At 45.0% G+C, this 16448-nt stretch carries 16 protein-coding genes; 9 read left to right on the forward strand and 7 right to left on the reverse strand.

What is annotated here, in order from left to right; all coding sequences use genetic code 11:
* Window position 1: 1 nt before the first annotated feature.
* From NSS82_RS08550 to NSS82_RS08560, 3 genes are read right to left on the reverse strand one after another with little or no spacing between them, the layout of a single operon-like run.
* Window positions 2-1273 carry an ABC transporter substrate-binding protein gene (locus NSS82_RS08550; protein ID WP_143761404.1) on the reverse strand — a complete coding sequence of 424 codons (1272 nt, stop codon included), beginning with the start codon at window positions 1271-1273 and terminating at the stop codon, window positions 2-4.
* A gap of 32 nt (window positions 1274-1305) precedes the next feature.
* Entirely contained in the window at window positions 1306-2145 is an 840-nt protein-coding gene (locus tag NSS82_RS08555; protein ID WP_036675762.1) for a carbohydrate ABC transporter permease, read from the reverse strand.
* A complete protein-coding gene (locus tag NSS82_RS08560) occupies window positions 2145-3017 on the reverse strand; it encodes a carbohydrate ABC transporter permease (RefSeq protein WP_341109724.1) in 873 nt (290 codons plus the stop codon). The genes NSS82_RS08555 and NSS82_RS08560 overlap by 1 nt, the downstream gene beginning before the upstream one ends.
* Window positions 3018-3280: 263 nt before the next feature.
* On the opposite strand from NSS82_RS08560, the gene NSS82_RS08565 reads away from it, so the two are divergent.
* The 4 genes from NSS82_RS08565 (at window position 3281) to NSS82_RS08580 (ending at window position 6898) form a co-directional block, all read left to right on the forward strand.
* A complete protein-coding gene (locus NSS82_RS08565; RefSeq protein WP_076273941.1) occupies window positions 3281-3751 on the forward strand; it encodes a VOC family protein in 471 nt (156 codons plus the stop codon).
* A complete protein-coding gene (locus tag NSS82_RS08570) occupies window positions 3751-4449 on the forward strand; it encodes an SDR family oxidoreductase (RefSeq protein ID WP_036675756.1) in 699 nt (232 codons plus the stop codon). The genes NSS82_RS08565 and NSS82_RS08570 overlap by 1 nt, the downstream gene beginning before the upstream one ends.
* 304 nt (window positions 4450-4753) lie before the next feature.
* A complete protein-coding gene (locus NSS82_RS08575) occupies window positions 4754-5587 on the forward strand; it encodes a metallophosphoesterase family protein (protein WP_076273940.1) in 834 nt (277 codons plus the stop codon).
* A 150-nt stretch (window positions 5588-5737) separates the two neighbouring features.
* Window positions 5738-6898, forward strand: coding sequence for a serine hydrolase domain-containing protein (locus NSS82_RS08580; RefSeq protein ID WP_051490870.1), 1161 nt, complete (start codon window positions 5738-5740; stop codon window positions 6896-6898).
* Between the two features lie 182 nt (window positions 6899-7080).
* Here the strand turns inward: NSS82_RS08580 and NSS82_RS08585 are convergent, their stop codons facing one another.
* Both NSS82_RS08585 and NSS82_RS08590 read right to left on the reverse strand, forming a co-directional pair.
* Window positions 7081-8289, reverse strand: a complete 1209-nt coding sequence (locus NSS82_RS08585) for an MFS transporter (RefSeq protein ID WP_076273939.1) — start codon at window positions 8287-8289, stop codon at window positions 7081-7083.
* Window positions 8290-8407: 118 nt separating this feature from the next.
* Window positions 8408-9583 carry a serine hydrolase domain-containing protein gene (locus tag NSS82_RS08590; protein WP_076273938.1) on the reverse strand — a complete coding sequence of 392 codons (1176 nt, stop codon included), beginning with the start codon at window positions 9581-9583 and terminating at the stop codon, window positions 8408-8410.
* Between the two features lie 172 nt (window positions 9584-9755).
* Here NSS82_RS08590 and NSS82_RS08595 point away from each other — a divergent pair, with 172 nt between their 5' ends.
* Complete coding sequence (locus NSS82_RS08595; protein WP_036675753.1) at window positions 9756-10214, forward strand: Lrp/AsnC family transcriptional regulator; 459 nt, start codon at window positions 9756-9758, stop codon at window positions 10212-10214.
* Window positions 10215-10337: 123 nt separating this feature from the next.
* Here the strand turns inward: NSS82_RS08595 and NSS82_RS08600 are convergent, their stop codons facing one another.
* Window positions 10338-11186, reverse strand: a complete 849-nt coding sequence (locus tag NSS82_RS08600) for an AraC family transcriptional regulator (protein WP_036675751.1) — start codon at window positions 11184-11186, stop codon at window positions 10338-10340.
* 271 nt (window positions 11187-11457) lie between these two features.
* Between NSS82_RS08600 and NSS82_RS08605 the strand changes: the two genes are divergently transcribed.
* The 4 genes from NSS82_RS08605 to NSS82_RS08620 all read left to right on the forward strand — a co-directional run bounded on the left by NSS82_RS08605 (window position 11458) and on the right by NSS82_RS08620 (window position 15512).
* The gene (locus tag NSS82_RS08605) at window positions 11458-12837 is read left to right on the forward strand and encodes an ABC transporter substrate-binding protein (protein ID WP_076273937.1); all 1380 of its coding nucleotides are present in this window, start codon (window positions 11458-11460) and stop codon (window positions 12835-12837) included.
* A 64-nt stretch (window positions 12838-12901) separates the two neighbouring features.
* Complete coding sequence (locus NSS82_RS08610; RefSeq protein ID WP_036675748.1) at window positions 12902-13804, forward strand: carbohydrate ABC transporter permease; 903 nt, start codon at window positions 12902-12904, stop codon at window positions 13802-13804.
* Window positions 13805-13818: 14 nt separating this feature from the next.
* Window positions 13819-14673, forward strand: coding sequence for a carbohydrate ABC transporter permease (locus NSS82_RS08615; RefSeq protein WP_076273936.1), 855 nt, complete (start codon window positions 13819-13821; stop codon window positions 14671-14673).
* A 38-nt stretch (window positions 14674-14711) separates the two neighbouring features.
* Window positions 14712-15512, forward strand: a complete 801-nt coding sequence (locus NSS82_RS08620) for a histidinol-phosphatase HisJ family protein (RefSeq protein ID WP_076273935.1) — start codon at window positions 14712-14714, stop codon at window positions 15510-15512.
* 6 nt (window positions 15513-15518) lie between these two features.
* On the opposite strand, the gene NSS82_RS08625 is transcribed toward NSS82_RS08620, so the two are convergent.
* Entirely contained in the window at window positions 15519-16445 is a 927-nt protein-coding gene (locus tag NSS82_RS08625) for a sensor histidine kinase (RefSeq protein WP_076273934.1), read from the reverse strand.
* Window positions 16446-16448: the final 3 nt, after the last annotated feature.

The following is a 16448-nucleotide window of genomic DNA, read 5'->3' on the forward strand; positions in this document are numbered from 1 at the left end:
ATCACTGCACACTGAGATTATCCCAGTTGATTTGGAATTCCTTCAACATCCCTTCTTTGGTCAGCTTGCCGCCGAGATACCCTTGAATGCTGCTGGATAATTCCTGTGGCATCCCGTTCGGCAGACGGGTCCAGTTCCAGGTCAGCGCTTGATCTTTATCGGTATAGGCCAGCACCTCAGCACCTAGTGCTCCAAGATCTTCTTCGGTTCCCTTAATGTTGTCGAGCGCAGGGATGAATTGGAATTCCTTGGTGATATATTTTTTTCCGGTCTCGGAGGTGACGAGCCAATTCAGGAAGACCTTGGCCTCCTCCTTAACGGGAGAGTTTTTATTGATAACCCAATTGCTGGGTACGCCTACATAAAGCTTGTCGTTGTCTTCGGGAGTGTCGTCAATGGGCATGGGCAGGAGGCCCAGATTAAGATTGGGATCGATGCCGTCGATCTGTCCTTGTGTCCAGTTACCCTGCTGCATCATCGCAGCTTCGCCGCTCGCTAGCATAGTGACTTGAGTATTATAGTCGGTCGAGAGCGGGTTCTTATTGCCGTACTCTACAGTAAGGTCAAGTAGATCGATCCACTTGGAGAAAATAGGGTCTCCGGCGAAGGTTTTGGAACCGTCTGTAAGTCCGGCGATGAATGCCTCCGGATCAGGCTGCTGGGCGAAAGGTACGTTTACATTATGATTGCCAAGCACGAACCATTCTTGGTAACCATTCGCAAAAGGTGTGATGCCTGCCGCTTTTAACTTCTCGGAGGCTTCGCGCAGAGCGGTTAGCGTTAATGGCTTCTCGGTGATTCCGGCTTTCTTAAATAGATCCTTATTATAGATGAAGCCGTATCCTTCCAGATTCATCGGCATCCCATAGAGTTTGCCATCGATGGTCATTTGTTCTGCTGCGAGTGGCTTTACATCCTTGGCCCAAGCTTCGCCGCTCAGGTCCTCCAGATATTCCAGCCACATATCACGTTCATTGTTGCCGCCGATGGTGAAGATATCCGGCTCATCTCCGGAAGAGAATTTGGCACGCAGCGAGGCGCCATAATCGGTCCCGCCTCCCACGCTTTGCACCTCAAGCTTAATATCGGGATGTTCTTTCTCGAATTCGGTCTTGAGCGAAGCCAGTGCTTCGGATATTTCAACCTTGAATTGGTAGATATGCACGGTTTTTACTCCATCTGCATTGTCGCTGCTGCGTCCGCAACCGGCTGTCAGAGCAGCCAGCAGCAGGGAGCATGCGAGGAGAATTCCACGTTTTGTTCTCATATTCATTCATCCTCTCTGGCTGAAAGCAACATGTATCGTTAGCCCTTTACGGAGCCTTGGGCAATGCCTTCAATAATATATTTTTGCATTACTAGGAAAAAGATGACCACCGGCGTAATCCCGAGCACAAGTCCTGGAAGCGCCAAATCCCACTGCTTCGTATATTGTCCGAAAAAGCTATAAGTGGCGATGGGAATGGTGCGGAGCACCGGATCCTGCAGAATAAGCGATGGCATCAAGTAATCGTTCCAGATCCACAGGGTGTTCAGTATGATGACGGTGACGATAATCGGTTGCATAAGCGGAAGAACAATCCGGAAAAAGGTACCATAAGGACTGCTTCCATCTACTCTTGAAGCTTCCTCGATATCGAGAGGTACCGATTTGACGAAGCCGTGGAATAGAAAAACAGTCATCGGGGCGCCAAACCCAAGATACGCTAAAATCAAACCGGCGGTTGAATCCATGACGCCCAAGCCGCTGACGACCTGCACCAGCGGGATCATAATTGATTGAAATGGGATAACCATGGCGGCTACTAATGCAATATAGAGCACACGGTTATACAAGCTGTTGTTGCGGACCATTTTGTAAGCGCACATAGAGCAAAGGAATGCTAGCAGAATATTACTAATCACCGTGATGATAAAAGAGTTCAGGAAAGCGCGAGGGAAATTGGTAGCTTTCCAAGCTTCCGCGTAGTTGCTCCACTGGAGTGCTGAAGGCAGCGCAGCAGAGTCAGATAGTATTTCACTATAGCTTTTCACTGAGTTAGCCAGCAAAAAGTAAAATGGCACTAAAAATAGAAGTCCCAGCAGGATTACAATCACTTCGATGAGAAGCAGGGGGACATTAAATTTCTTGGCGGTAGTCTCCATTACAGCTCCACCTCTCTTTTCTTGGTTGCTCTAACCTGTAATAGGGAAATCAAAGCCACGATGACGAAGAAAACCATCGCTTTGGCCGAGCCCATTCCGAACCGACTGATGGTATAGGCTTCATTGTAAATATTCAAGGCTACAGATTCGGTAGCTTTAAAGGGTCCACCCTTGGTCAGCGACAGGTTGAGGTCAAACAGCTTAAAGGACCAGGAGATAGATAGAAATAGACAAACAGTTACAGCGGGCATGACCAGTGGAAGAGTGACATGGCGCAAGGCCTGAAAACGTCCGGCTCCATCCACTTTGGACGCTTCAATTAGGCTTTGGGGAACATTGTTGATAGCAGAGATGTAGATCACCATCAGATATCCCGCATTTTGCCAGACAAATACGATAACAATCGCCCAGAATGCTGTCCCTCCGGTGCCTAACCATGGAAGATTAAAGAAGGACCAGCCGGTGGCCTGCCCAATAGAGGAGAATCCTCTGACAAAAATAAACTGCCAAATAAACCCGAGCAAAAGTCCGCCAATGACATGCGGTACAAAAAATACCGTTCTCAGGACATTACGTGTGAACAGTTTACGCGTCAGCACATAAGCGAGTGCGAAGCCAAGCAGATTGGTCAGCACTAGACCGAAGAAAGTGAACTTCGCCGTGAACCAGAATGAATTAAGAAAGGAAGGATCCTTGGTGAAAATATGTAGATAGTTCCGCAGTCCGGTCCACTCGACATGCCGCGAGATTCCGTTCCAGCTGGTAAATGAATAATAGAGTCCCAAAAAGAAAGGAATCAGCACAATAATAAAGAAAAACAAGGAAGTTGGCCCGACAAAAATAAACTGCTGCATCAGGTTTCTATGGTCCATCGTTCCTCACCCCTTTTGTTAATTTAAACTTTTCATTCTATAACCGAATTGGTCATTAACCGAAACAAAAAGTAACATCACGCACCAAATATTCTTAACCAGTTGCGGCATCTGGAGAGGTATAAATGCCTATGATAGCGCCGAAGTCGGCTGGACTTTCTCTGGATAATTTTCACTGGCCCGGAGCGATTTCTTTTCAGGCTTGACAGCCTTTTCAAAGAATCGGTATGGTGGACTTGTCAGACAAATGGGAGGTAGAGTACATGTCAGGATGGCTTGGGAATCATTTTGTTACGCAGATTGGAATTTTGGTGAATGATGTTGAAAAGGTAAGCACGGCTTATGCGGAGTTTTTTGGACTGGAGAAGCCGGAAATTATCGTTACAGATACAGAAAATAAGGCGCAGACTCGGTATAATGGCGAGGCGACGGTGGCGCGGGCTAAGCTGGCTTTTTTTGATATGGGCTCCCTGCAGCTTGAGCTGATTGAGCCAGATCAGCAGCCCAGTACGTGGCGTGATTATTTGAATGAGCATGGTGAGGGACCTCATCATATTGCTTTTGTGGTTGAAGGAATGAAGGAGAAGATTATGCTGCTCGAAGGCAAAGGGTTCCCACTCCAGCAAAAGGGTGAGTATACCGGGGGGCGTTATGCTTATCTGGACACGTTCAAGGAGTTAAAGATGATTGTGGAACTGCTGGAGAACGATAAGGATAAAGGAGAGGATTTATAGTGAATATACTAATTACTGGTGCCGGACGTGGATTGGGTTATGAGCTGGCGGCTGAGGCATTGAAGCGGGGGCATGGAGTCATTGCCGGGGTTCGCCGTCCTGATCAGGAACAAACAGCACTATCCCAGCTTGCTGCGACCTATGGCGAGAAGCTGACTGTGGCCGCGCTGGACGTGACGGATGAAGAAGGAATCGCGGCGCTTGCTGCGAATCTGCAAGGACAAGGCCGGACGCTTGGTGCCATTATTAATAATGCGGCGGTGCTGACCGCCAGGGACACACAGATTGAAGAGCTGGATTTCCAAGATATGCTTACCACGATGGATATTAATCTTTACGGACCGATGCGGGTGGTTAAGCATTTCTTGCCGCTGCTCACTGAACCCAAACTTTCGATTATCAATATATCGTCGGAAGCAGGCAGCATTACTAATGCTTATTCGGGAGACTATCCATATTCCATCTCCAAAACGGCACTTAATATGTTCTCACAGCAACTGCATGTGTATTTAAAAGAACGAGGGGTACAAGTACTCGGCGTACATCCTGGCTGGATGCATACGGAGATGGGCGGGGCAGAGGCGCCAACGAATCCGACCCAAAGTGCTGAGGGCATCATGGACTTGATCGAGAAGCGGACAACACCGGAAGGTCATTTCATGTTTGTAGATTATACGGGTAAGGACATGAAGATTTAAGTAAGAGTGTTCTAACTAAAAGAGGTAACTCAATAGCCATTCGTGGCTTCTGAGTTACCTCTTTTTGATTTTTCTATATGCTTATTTATTTCTTAATCAATAAATAAGTCTATGAATGGTATTATATTATTCATTTCTATGGGACTAATTATAATCTCCCGTTTGGGACAAGCCGCATAAATGACCACAAAGTATAAGAGGAACTAATCTCCTAGATGAATCCATTGGTCCAAGAGTCCCTAAGGTAAAGCGAATATAAATACTACTATGATCCTTCATCCATTTTAAAAGAGGTGAATCTAAGATGAAAAGACAGGTGAAACCTAGTAGGAGAAGAAGACCTGCCTCCAGACTGCAGCCTAAACGTAGTTTAATTCTTAAGGCAAAAGCACAAATCATTAACTTTGCGGTTATTGGTGATAGTCATGTGGGGTATGGAAACAGCGCAAGTATTTTTAGGAATCTTTTGCCTAAAGCTGTGAATAGCGGGAATAAGAGATTTGTTATTTTTGGAGGAGATAATACGCAAGCGGGAGCTAATCATGGAAATAATGCGAATGCTTACTACAAGGACTTCAAGGATACGGTAACAAGCACGCTCGGGAGTATTCCTTATAAAGCATCTATAGGAAATTGGGAGGCAAGTACACAGTCCTTATTCAGACAATATTTAGGTGCTGATGAAGGGCAAATGAATTTCCCGGGTACTCAGGGGAAGGTCAAGTATGTATGGCTTAATTGTGCGCTTGGACGGTTCACTCCGGGTAGTATAAATTTGTTGAAAAATTTAGATGATAGTTTTTATTATATTATAGATTTTCATTGGCCCCTCAAAGTGAGCGGGATTACGGTGGACCCAACCCATGTATTAAGCGCATCGGAGACGAATAAGTTTTTTTCATCCATTCCTACAAAAGTGAGAGATAAGGTGCTAGCTATTTTTACGCATCATGGACATCTGTTTTACCAAAAACTTAGTAATATATATCCCGGTTACAACAAAACTAAATTTTTTGTATGCGGATGTTCCGGGGAATATAAATGCAAAACAAGTGGCGATCGGGGTTATTACAATGCCACATTATCCATCAACGGGACAACATTTAATGTGGATGCTTTTAAGGTAGCGGTCAATTAGTAAAACAAAGCTAAGCTGATTTTCGGGAGAAGCCGGGGTCAGCTTTAGCAACAATTCAGGCACAGGATAATAGTAAGCTAGCAGGATTATTTAATATATTTGTATAATAGTTTATATATGTATTAAATGAATTATATTGGAGGGCTACCGATGAGAGGGTTAGTATTTAATTCTTTAGAACAGGCGGGTGTCTCGGCCTTTGGTGTGGAGCGCATTCGTACAGCCGCCGCGCAAATGGTTGAAGACAATATCACACCTGCGCAAGTTATTGTTGCTGCGAGAAAGGGGACGCTGCTGGTCCATCAAGCGAATGGAAAAACAGGCCCTGAAGCAGACGCAGCGGAATTAACCGCGGATGCTATATTTCCACTCTGTTCCATAACAAAACTATTTACTGCAACCGCTATTATGATGTTAGTGGAACAAGGGAAAGTGGGTCTAAATAGGCCGGTTTCTGATTACATCCCCGAATTTACAGGGGAAAACAAAACAAAGGTATGCGTACATCATTTGTTGACACATACCTCTGGAATTGAGGTTGATGTGATTCGTTCTAATGGAATTGCCAAACAGGCGCAAGAGGAATATCCTCCACACGAACCTAATCAAGATCCAGAACTGCATAGTTACTTATATGGCGGTTATGATGCACCACTTAGCCATGAGCCAGGTACTGTGATGTCTTACTGTGGATATGGTTATGAGCTGTTGGGTGAAATCATACGGCGTGTTAGTGGACAAGCTTATGATGTATTCGTAAAGGAAACCATTTTTAAACCGCTGGGAATGGAAAATACATATTATCGTGTGCCAATGGAAGTGCGGAACAGAGTAGTTAGACGTGCTCCTGAGGCAGCATGCGCGGAATGGGTAGACAGCGAATACAATTTGAATTCTGTATCTGCGGGGGGCGGCGCTTACTCAACGGCTATGGATTTGGCTGTTTTTGGCCAGATGTTCCTTAACGGTGGAATTTATAACGGAGTACGATTCCTTAGTCCGGTAACAGTAAAAGAAATGACCCGCAATCAAATTCCGGGCGTATCCTCACAATATAGAGATGAAGTTTTTCCTGAAGCGTACTGGGGATACGGATGGGCGATTAATGGCACGAAGCGTGACGGCGGAGATCTGCTCTCTCCTGATGCCTATTCACACTGGGGGGCGGCAGGTCCATTCCTCTGTGTGGATCCGATTTATCAGACGGTGACGGTTCATTTATCCGTAGAGCTGGATCACCAGAAGCCATTTAAAAATATGTATGTTGATTATTTCAATAATACCGTTCTGGCAGCGATCACAGATCTGTAATTCGGCCAAGGATCTGCAAGAATTTATCAAGGGTTGATTTTATAAAATCTAATATAAGAAAGCCAGTGGCATATATTAGTCCTATCTAATATGCACCACTGGCTTATTTTTTAAAAAATCTCTTGTTCAGCTACTGTTATCTGTAAACTCGATGATTGTGGCAGGATTTCTTATGTGTGTGCTTAACGCTTCCTTGAAGGAAATCCGTAATCTTTAGCATGCCACGCTACTAGCAGCGCAAGAATCAATAGTATAAACATTACCCACGGGAAGGAGCGGACACCAAGTGTTTCAATAAGAATCCCGCCCATCACGCCGCCACCGCCAATAGCTAGGTTCCATGCCGTCACCAACATCGATTGGGCCACATCTGCACTTTCGCCAGCGGTTTCGGCAACGGCTGTCTGTAGCAAAGTAGCCGCTCCTCCAAACGTCAACCCCCATACACCAACCACTAAATAGATCACTACGGGCTGGCTGCTACTAATGCCTAGTACAATGGATGACAAGGCGAAAGCAGCGAGGCTGATCAGAACCAATGGACGCAGCTTGCGGTCGATCAAAATACCGATGACCCAGATGCCAACAAGCGCTGTAATGCCAAAAATAAGCAGTACCAAGTCAACGCGCTGGGTTAGCCCGGCCTGAGTAAGATAAGGGGCAATGTAGGTATACAAGATGTTGTGTGCCAGTACCCATGCCAGAACAACAAACAGTACCGGCCGTACCCCCGGAATAACAAAAACCTTGTAGAGAGGGAGTCGCTTATCAGGGGCCTCTCCTGGATAGTCCGGTAGCTTCCAAAACACCCAAGCGATTAGCATCAGAGCCAATAGCGACATGATCCCGAAGATAGAGCGCCAGCCTACAAGGGTGCCAAGAAGTGTTCCCGCAGGGACACCGAGTGCCAGAGCGAGAGGCGTGCCAACCATGGCTACCGCCATTGCTCGTCCCTTGAGTGACTCCGGAACCATGCGCCGGGCGTAACCTGCTATCATCCCCCATAAGACTCCAGCGGATACGCCTGCGAAGAACCGAGCTATCAGCGTAAGTATATAATTGGAAGAAAAAGTGGTGACGGTGTTGAATATGAGAAAACCAAGGATGCACATTAGTAGCAGTGGTCGCCGCCGCCATCCACGCGTCACGGTAGTTAAGGGAATCGCCGCCAACAGTGAACCCAGGGCGTACAAAGTGACAAGTTGACCTGCAAGGGCCTCGGAGACTCCAAGCCCCTCACCTATTTGGAGCAACAAGCCGGCCGGAATCGTTTCGGTAAGAATACAGATAAACCCCGTCATAGCTAGGGCGAGTAATCCAGCCCATGGCAGACGTTCAGAAGAGGGAGTGCTGGAGGCACTTTGTGTGGCAGAAGATGTGTTTTGGCTCATAGAGAAGCCCCTCTCTTATATAATTTTAGCAAACCCAATGATACACACGACGAATATGTCTACTAGACAGAGAGCCTAGGCCGGTTCATTCCGGACCCAGGCACCTTGTGTTCTTGCTCTATTTATTACGTCTATCATAAATGGCATCACAAAGGTCAACAGTAAACTGACCCGACATGCCTTCCAGTGCAGTATTAGTGAAAGCCACGACACTGAGGCGTTGCTTCGGATCGACGAACCACGAATGACCATAAGTGCCACCCATGCGCCAAGTACCCGGGGATTCCGGAGTGTCTGCGGCGACAGGATCCTTTAGTACCGTAATGCCTAGGCCAAAGCCTCGTCCTGGCCAGAAGGCCATTGGCAGATCACCGATCTGGTTGGTCGTCATATCGTGAACCAGTGACTCCGGTAGCAGCGGCGCTCCGCCCTTACGTAATGTTTCCAGCAGTTGCAAAAAGTCTCCGGCGCTGCCGACCATGCCAGATCCTCCAGAAGGATAGGCAGTAGTGTCAAATGCTCGGCTAGGGGCAAGCAGGAACCCAGCCGTTCCCTCCACAAAGGCAATACTGTCGGGCTCAAGTAAGGGCCGTGGCTCTGGAGTATCATTGGCATAGGAAGTGGCCAGCCGTTCTCGGTCAACTGCAATAAAACCCGTGTCGCTCATGCCAAGCGGCTTTGTCACGAGTGAATGTACAGCTTCACTGAGCGGTGTTTCTGTGACCTTTGCAATTACTGCTCCCAGCACATCTGTCGCGATGGAATATTTCCACTCGGTACCTGGCGTATAAAGGAGGGGGACAGAGGCAAGACGACGCAGGTTCTCTTCCAACGTGATGCCGGGCTGATCCATACCATCTGATACCCCTGCTGACTGATAGGAACCCTTCTCTTCTTGAAAAAATCGGTAAGACAGGCCTGCGGTGTGCGTCATCAAATGACGAATCATCAAGGTCGCGAACTCGCCATTCTGCAAACGCGGCTGAAACTCTGGAAGCCAACGATCAACGCGGTCGTCCAGCTGTAGACGACCTTGCGCAACTAATACTAGGGCTGCCGTTGAAACGATAGGTTTAGTAACTGAAGCTAGCCGGAATAAGGCATCTTCTCGCATAAGTCGGCCTATCTCGCGGTCGGCAAAACCGGCAGCACGGCTATAAACCAGTTCCCCATCTATCATCACTTTAATGACAGCACCGACCAAACGCTTGTCAGCGAGGGTTCGATCGATTACTCTATCGATGCGACCTGATAAACATTCTGTATTTATTTTGTTTGAATCCAATATACTCATCTGTCTTCATCCCTTCGGAATAGTTAAAGCCAGGAACACTTTACTATTGTAGGGTTATTATATATAACGAGTTATCTTGATTACATAAGGCAACTAAGTTAAATTAGCCTTATAACGGTTAATTACAAGCTAGTTAATATAGAACACCTTAAATTTAAAGGAGGCGATTTTGATGGACCATGTTGATAAGCAAATTCTTTTCCATCTTCAAAATCAAGCAAGAATTTCTATGACAGAGCTGGGGAAATGTGTCGGTTTATCGCAACCTGCGGTTACGGAGAGAGTTAGGCGTATGGAGGAAAAAGGCATCATCAGCGAATATCGCACCATAATTTCTCCTGAAAAGATTGGGAAACATGCTGCTGCCTACATGTTATTTCATTCTAGGGATTGTAATGCATTCCTTGATTTCTGCCGCTCAAGTCCTGATGTCGTCGAATGTTACCGTATAAGTGGGGAACACAACTACTTATTGAAAGTAGTAACCGACTCTACACGAGCCCTCGAGGAGTTCGGAAATCAATGTGATAAATACGGTACCTACACGATTCTAATCGTGATGTCATCGCCAATCGATCATAAATTTCTTATACCATCGCTTGAAGAAGCAAGCCTAAACTTACTGAGTTAGATTTTAAACATAATCCGTTAGCCTGTCGCAACAAAAAAAGACTCTTCTATATAAATAGAGGAGTCTTTTTGGTGTGGATATTGTAATAAAAATGATTGCAGCTGCTCCTTTTTCGTAGATACATCATGGACTCTCTATTTTATAAGTCTGGCGGTATTTTAATGGAGAAAGCCCGGTGATTTCCTTAAATACCCGACCAAAGTGAGTCATATTATCAAATCCAACATTTTCAGCTATCTTGGCTACTTTAAAGGCAGTATTAATTAACAAGGCACGAGCTTCCTTTATCCGCACATTATTCAAATATTCTGTAAAGGTGAAGCCTGTACTATCACGAAAAGTTTTGCAGAAGTAGGAAGGACTGATATAGAATCTGTTGGCAATATCGCGTATGGAATGACGTTGGTCGTAATAACGGTTGAGATAGTCAACAATTTCAAATATTTTTTTGTTCACTACACTGATTTCTTCAGTGATTGCAGGAGGCATCGCTTCCTGGTGGCGATAAATATAAATAAGCAGCTCAAACATTAGTGTTTTTAGATAGAATTCATAGCCGGGAGGTTGCTTAGTAAATTCAGAGACCATTTTATTGAATAATTTCTCGATAAAGTTTTGTTCAGAACCATTAAATCGCAGCAGATGACAATCTCGTGTAAAAGTGGACAGCAAATCAAGCGTCTTATTGTTCGGAAACAGATCTTCGAGGAACTCGCGTTTAAATACAAGTGTTATTCGTTCAAAGGTCTCCCCACTCGAATTGACAAGCTTATGAATTTTATTGATGTCAATCAGCAATAGAGAACCCCCGACAACCTGATAAGCCTTATCCTCTATGAAATAGCAAATATCCCCCGAAACCATGTAAAAAACCTCATAACCGTTATGGTAATGTCGTGTAGGCATGCTGGATTGACTTTTTTTCTCTCGACTGATGTCGAATTTTTGTACTTCATAAAAATTGGTTTCCATTTGCTATCCCTCCCAATTCAGTTGTATGTCAACTATATTAACAAGAATATATGCAGAAAAACAATATATTTAGTGAATATATGTGCTGAAAATCATATTTTTAGACGCTATGATGAAGTTGTTCCGAATGGTTTAGCAAAGAGGGGGGTGAAGAGAAAATTAGAATGTTATCTAAATTATCGAATTGTGTAATCTATATGTAAACTTATGCTGAAATTAGAGATACTTTGAACGATTTTAAACGAAAAATGAAAAAAGGTGGGACATAAAAATGAAATCTCAATTCTTAAAAAAGAACCTTCTTTCTACATTTCTACCCGTTGCAGTTCTCGGAATGTCATTGTCGGCATGTGCCGGATCTGGTGATAAGGAATCTACTATCGACCCTTCAGGTGTGCAGAGTAATAAGGGAGAGACAGTAGAGATTAATTGGGTGATGGCTGCAGATCCGGATAAAAAAGCTTGGCAAGACGAGACGATTGCTTCGTTCGAAGCCACTCATCCTAATATTAAAGTTCATCTTGAGAATATTCCGTATGATCAGTTCGATCAGAAATTGACCACTATGATCTCAAGCGGCAACGCTCCTGATGTGTGGAATCCGAACCAGGCGGACAGCGGCTTTGCTACTTATATGAAGATGGGTGCCCTGAAGGACTTAACGCCTTACATTGAAAAAGGGGCTCCAGAGCTGGATACGATGGATAAGGATTTGCTGGATGTATATAAAATTGATGATAAATTTTTCGGAATTCCGCTTGTCAGCAATGCGACGTATCTGTTTTACAATAAGGATTTATTCGATCAGCAGGGTATTCCTTATCCAACAACGGACTGGGATGACACTTCATGGAACTACGATAAAATGTTAGAAATTGCTCAAAAGCTTTCTCATGATGTAGGTAATGTGCGCAAGCAGGTATTCGGATTTGCAAGCGGCCTTAGTCCGAATGCTATGGCTTGGTCATTTGGCGGTGATTTTTTTAAGCCAGAAGCGTATACCTCAGGGGTTATGGGGGAGCCGGATCTACTTAATGACAAAAATATTGAAGCGTTACAATTTAACCTCGATTTAATTAACAAGTATAAGGTTGCACCGGACCAACAGACTGTGTCTGCCGCGGCTCAGCTTGGAGATGTGTTCATGACGGGGAAAGTTGCCATGTACATTAATGGAGGTTGGGGATTGGGTTCTTATGAAAAAGCGGACTTTCGCTGGGGTGTCGCAGCTGTTCCCTACCATGATGGCCGCAAAGTGACACTTTTTGTGGACCCATGGAGCATCTCAAACTCAAGTAAACATCCGGATGAAGCCTGGGAATTTGTCAGATATCTGGCCGATCCCAAAACCGATGGAGGCGCCTATCGCTATATGAATGATGTCGGTAGAACGCCAGCGGACAGCAGCTTGTTTGAACTGTGGTACGAAAAAATGTCCTCGCAGATTGGGATGGATAAAGCGGAATTCAAACAAGTCCATGAGGGTGCTATTAAGTATGGACGTGAAGCTGAAAATCATCTGATCGTAAAGTTCAATACGATTCTAGAAACCATGAACCAGACCATGTCTTCTGTATGGAATGGAAGTAAAGATTTGAAAGATGGACTGAAGGAAGTGGATCAGAACCTCCGTTCACTCAAACTGGATTAACTAGAACTGGAAGGATAAGCGGCCGCTAATCGCAGACTAACAGGCCGCGTAAGGAGGATGATTCATGAAGCGAATGGCAACTGAGAGTAAGCGGGAGGAACGCGCCTTCTGGATGTTTATTATGCCGTGGTTTATCGGTTTCATATTGTTTACTGGCGGACCGATCATCGTGTCGCTGATGTTAAGTTTCTCCGAATACAATGTAATTTCGTCTCCTGAATTTATAGGGTTTGATAATTTCAGGCTGTTATTTCAGGATAGGCTGTTCTACAAATCGTTATCTGTCACCATCTATTATTCCTTATTGTCCGTACCCTTTACCATTGTATCTTCGTTGGTGATTGCCCTGCTGCTGAATCAGAAGGTTCGAGGACAGTCATTACTTCGTACGCTGTATTATGCGCCAAGTGTTATTTCCGGGGTGGCTGTGTCTTTCCTGTGGTCTTGGCTGCTTAACCCGACCTTCGGGGTAGTCAATTCCTTACTCTATGACTGGTTTGGTGTGGAAGGTCCAGGCTGGTTCACGAGCCCGGGGACGGTCGTCCCATCTATGGTTCTGATGCAGTTAACGGCGTCAGGTTCAACCATGGTGATATTCCTAGCTTCCTTGCAATCTCTTCCGAGTGATCTATATGAAGCGGCGTCAATTGAAGGAGCAGGTGTGTGGAAAAAGTTCTACAAAATTACACTTCCGCTCATTTCGCCGGTGGTTTTGTTCAATACGATTATTGCAATGATCGCTTCCCTGCAAGTATTTACTGAATCCTACGTCATTACGAAAGGCGGACCGGACTGGAGTTCATATTTCTATGTATACTACTTGTTTGATACAGCCTTTAAACAATTTCGGATGGGTTATGCCTCTGCTCAGGCCTGGATTCTATTTATCATCCTTTTTACACTGACTCTTGTATTCATGTGGAGTTCGAAGCGGTTTGTCCACTATGAATATGACTCTAAAAGATAGGAGGGATTCACATCATGAGACAGCGAAGTTTTTTACACGGCAAGCTGAAGCCCATTCAGAAGATACTGTTATATCTAATCCTTTATGGCGGCGTTATTCTGTTCGCATTCCCGTTATTCTGGATGTTGGTCACCTCGCTAAAAACCATGGGCGACATTCATAAAGTCCCGATGATATGGCTGCCATCCTCTATTCAATGGAGTAATTATAAGCAAATTTTCATAGATGCTCCAATGGGGCGATATTTATTGAATTCGGTAGGCTACACATGTATCTCAGTATTTGGGACTGTGCTTGCCTCCTCTATGGCTGCGTTTGCGTTCGCTCGTCTTCGTGCCCGTGGAAATATGCTTCTGTTTGTGCTTGTACTCAGCACAATGATGATCCCGTCACAAGTGACTTTGATTCCTCAATATTTGTTATTTAATCAAATTCATTGGACAAATTCTTATTTGCCGCTTATCGTTCCGGCATTTACAGGCAGTGCATTTGTTATCTTTTTGTTACGCCAATTCTATCTTGGGATCTCTAGGCAAATGGATGAGGCAGTTAAGATAGATGGTGGAGGACATCTGGTCATGTATTGGAGAATTCTCCTGCCCTTGTCGGCACCGGCGCTCGCTACATCGGCTGTTCTAGAAATCATGTCCCGTTGGAATGATTTATTTGGTCCACTTATTTATTTAAGTGAAAGCAGTCAATATCCTCTTTCACTAGGATTAGCAAATTTCACAGCCGCATATGGACAAACACCATGGAATCTGTTGATGGCAGCATCTGTGGTAACCGTCTTTCCGTTGCTGTTATTGTTCTTTTTTGCTCAAAAAGTATTTATTCAAGGAATTGTTATTTCTGGATCGAAAGGTTAACGCGAATCATAAAAAAGTTTATTACCTGGAGGGAACTTATGAAGTTTGATTATCATACACATCATAATCGTTGCGGGCACGCAACAGGAACAGTAAGAGATTATGTAATTGCAGCCATTGAAAAGGGATTACAGGTTGTTGGAATCTCAGATCATACTCCTGCATTTGCGCTGGAGGAAGACCTGCCCTGGCCCGGAGGAGCTATGGCGAAGAGTGAATTTCCTGCATACGTGGATGAGGTTCTAGCTTTAAAAAAAGAATTTGCGGGACAGATTGATGTAATGCTGGGGATTGAAGCGGACTTTTTGCCTGATTCCCTGGATATATATCGTAGTGTCATCGCCAGTTATCCCTTTGATTATGTGATTGGTTCGATTCATAATTTCGGCGGAATCAGCATTTACGATGGAGAATACTGGGACGGATTGGATCAGGCGGGGAAACTTGCGACCAAAAATCTGTATTATGACTATGTCTCTCAATCGGCTAAAAGTGGCTTATACGACATACTAGGCCATGTGGATGCTTTAAAGCGGTATTTTCCCGGTTATTCCGGCTTGTGGACAGAAGCGCTGGATTTCACCCTGCAAACCGTTGCAGCAAGTGACGTAGTTCTCGAAATTAATACTTCTGACGATAACTGTGTCCCAGATACGGCTTTTCTAGAAAGAGCTCTGTTTCATGGTGTGAAGGTCACGATTGGATCAGATGCACATGAACCCGAACGGGTGGGGGATCAGTTCGAAGAAGTCCGGAAAAACCTGCAGGCCATTGGCTATCGGGAATGGGCTACATTCCATAAACGGGTTAGAACAATGGTTAGTCTAGACCAAATATAAAATGAATTAAGTAGCTAAGCTAATGCCGGCATCACCTAGTTTCCAACGGCAGGTCATTATCAGCTGCTCATCCTCCAGTTCGGCTGTCAGCGTGCCACCCATTTTATTCATCAGACTTTTGGCGATGGAGAGACCCAGCCCGGAGGCTTGAGAAGATCGGGTACGGTCTGCGGTATAGAATCGGTCAAATAAGAGGTTAACGTCGCTTCCGGCTAGTTCCTTCGCATCGTTTACTATCGTTAAATCAGCTGTTTCCTGCCGTCGTTCGAAACGGATTTCCACATACCCGGTCGCGTGTTTGACCGTATTGACAAGTAAATTCTCGACAACTCTCCGCACAGCGGATTCATCGGCGTATACGGATACATTTTCCTCAGGTAGCCGTATATCCGGTGTAATATTGCGTTCGTTGAAGGAATCGTAAAATCCGACCAGAATTTCCGAGAGCAGGGCCGTCATCCCAAGCTTTTCGGTATGTAGAGGATAATCTAGCGATTCGATCAAGGAAAGCTCAAAAAAATCATTCAGCAGCGCCTGCAGCCGTTTCGTCCGATTTTTAACGATGGCAACATATTCAAGCTTTTCATCAGGGGTAATAGACTCATCCTCCAACAGTTGAATATAACCGAAGATGGAGGTGAGGGGTGTACGGATATCATGTGAAATATTCGCAACAGCCTGACGGAATTCTTGTTCGACACGTTTTCGCTGGGCATCCGCTTCGACGATTAAATCAGATTGACGATTGATTTGTCCCGCAAGCGCCTCAAGCTTCTGGTCGAATAGAGCCACATCAATTTTTTTACCGGTTGCTCGCTCATTGTAGGTATGCAATTGCCCTGTTATCCGCCCTAGCTCTCGCCTTAAAATCAACAAACGGAAAAGCAGGAGAGCTCCTGCCGCAAACAATATGATTGTCAGAATAAACAACACTCT

The sequence above is a fragment of the Paenibacillus sp. FSL H7-0735 genome (genome assembly GCF_038008505.1).
GTDB classification, from domain to species: Bacteria; Bacillota; Bacilli; order Paenibacillales; family Paenibacillaceae; genus Paenibacillus_AQ; species Paenibacillus_AQ odorifer.

What these genes read in the sequence shown, in the direction of transcription:
- NSS82_RS08550 (WP_143761404.1), bottom strand. Translation starts at nt 1,273, where the DNA reads ATGAATATGAGAACAAAACGTGGAATTCTCCTCGCATGCTCCCTGCTG.
- NSS82_RS08555 (WP_036675762.1), bottom strand. Translation starts at nt 2,145, where the DNA reads ATGGAGACTACCGCCAAGAAATTTAATGTCCCCCTGCTTCTCATCGAA.
- NSS82_RS08560 (WP_341109724.1), bottom strand. Translation starts at nt 3,017, where the DNA reads ATGGACCATAGAAACCTGATGCAGCAGTTTATTTTTGTCGGGCCAACT.
- NSS82_RS08565 (WP_076273941.1), top strand. Translation starts at nt 3,281, where the DNA reads ATGTCAGGATGGCTTGGGAATCATTTTGTTACGCAGATTGGAATTTTG.
- NSS82_RS08575 (WP_076273940.1), top strand. Translation starts at nt 4,754, where the DNA reads ATGAAAAGACAGGTGAAACCTAGTAGGAGAAGAAGACCTGCCTCCAGA.
- NSS82_RS08580 (WP_051490870.1), top strand. Translation starts at nt 5,738, where the DNA reads ATGAGAGGGTTAGTATTTAATTCTTTAGAACAGGCGGGTGTCTCGGCC.
- NSS82_RS08585 (WP_076273939.1), bottom strand. Translation starts at nt 8,289, where the DNA reads ATGAGCCAAAACACATCTTCTGCCACACAAAGTGCCTCCAGCACTCCC.
- NSS82_RS08590 (WP_076273938.1), bottom strand. Translation starts at nt 9,583, where the DNA reads ATGAGTATATTGGATTCAAACAAAATAAATACAGAATGTTTATCAGGT.
- NSS82_RS08595 (WP_036675753.1), top strand. Translation starts at nt 9,756, where the DNA reads ATGGACCATGTTGATAAGCAAATTCTTTTCCATCTTCAAAATCAAGCA.
- NSS82_RS08600 (WP_036675751.1), bottom strand. Translation starts at nt 11,186, where the DNA reads ATGGAAACCAATTTTTATGAAGTACAAAAATTCGACATCAGTCGAGAG.
- NSS82_RS08605 (WP_076273937.1), top strand. Translation starts at nt 11,458, where the DNA reads ATGAAATCTCAATTCTTAAAAAAGAACCTTCTTTCTACATTTCTACCC.
- NSS82_RS08610 (WP_036675748.1), top strand. Translation starts at nt 12,902, where the DNA reads ATGAAGCGAATGGCAACTGAGAGTAAGCGGGAGGAACGCGCCTTCTGG.
- NSS82_RS08615 (WP_076273936.1), top strand. Translation starts at nt 13,819, where the DNA reads ATGAGACAGCGAAGTTTTTTACACGGCAAGCTGAAGCCCATTCAGAAG.
- NSS82_RS08620 (WP_076273935.1), top strand. Translation starts at nt 14,712, where the DNA reads ATGAAGTTTGATTATCATACACATCATAATCGTTGCGGGCACGCAACA.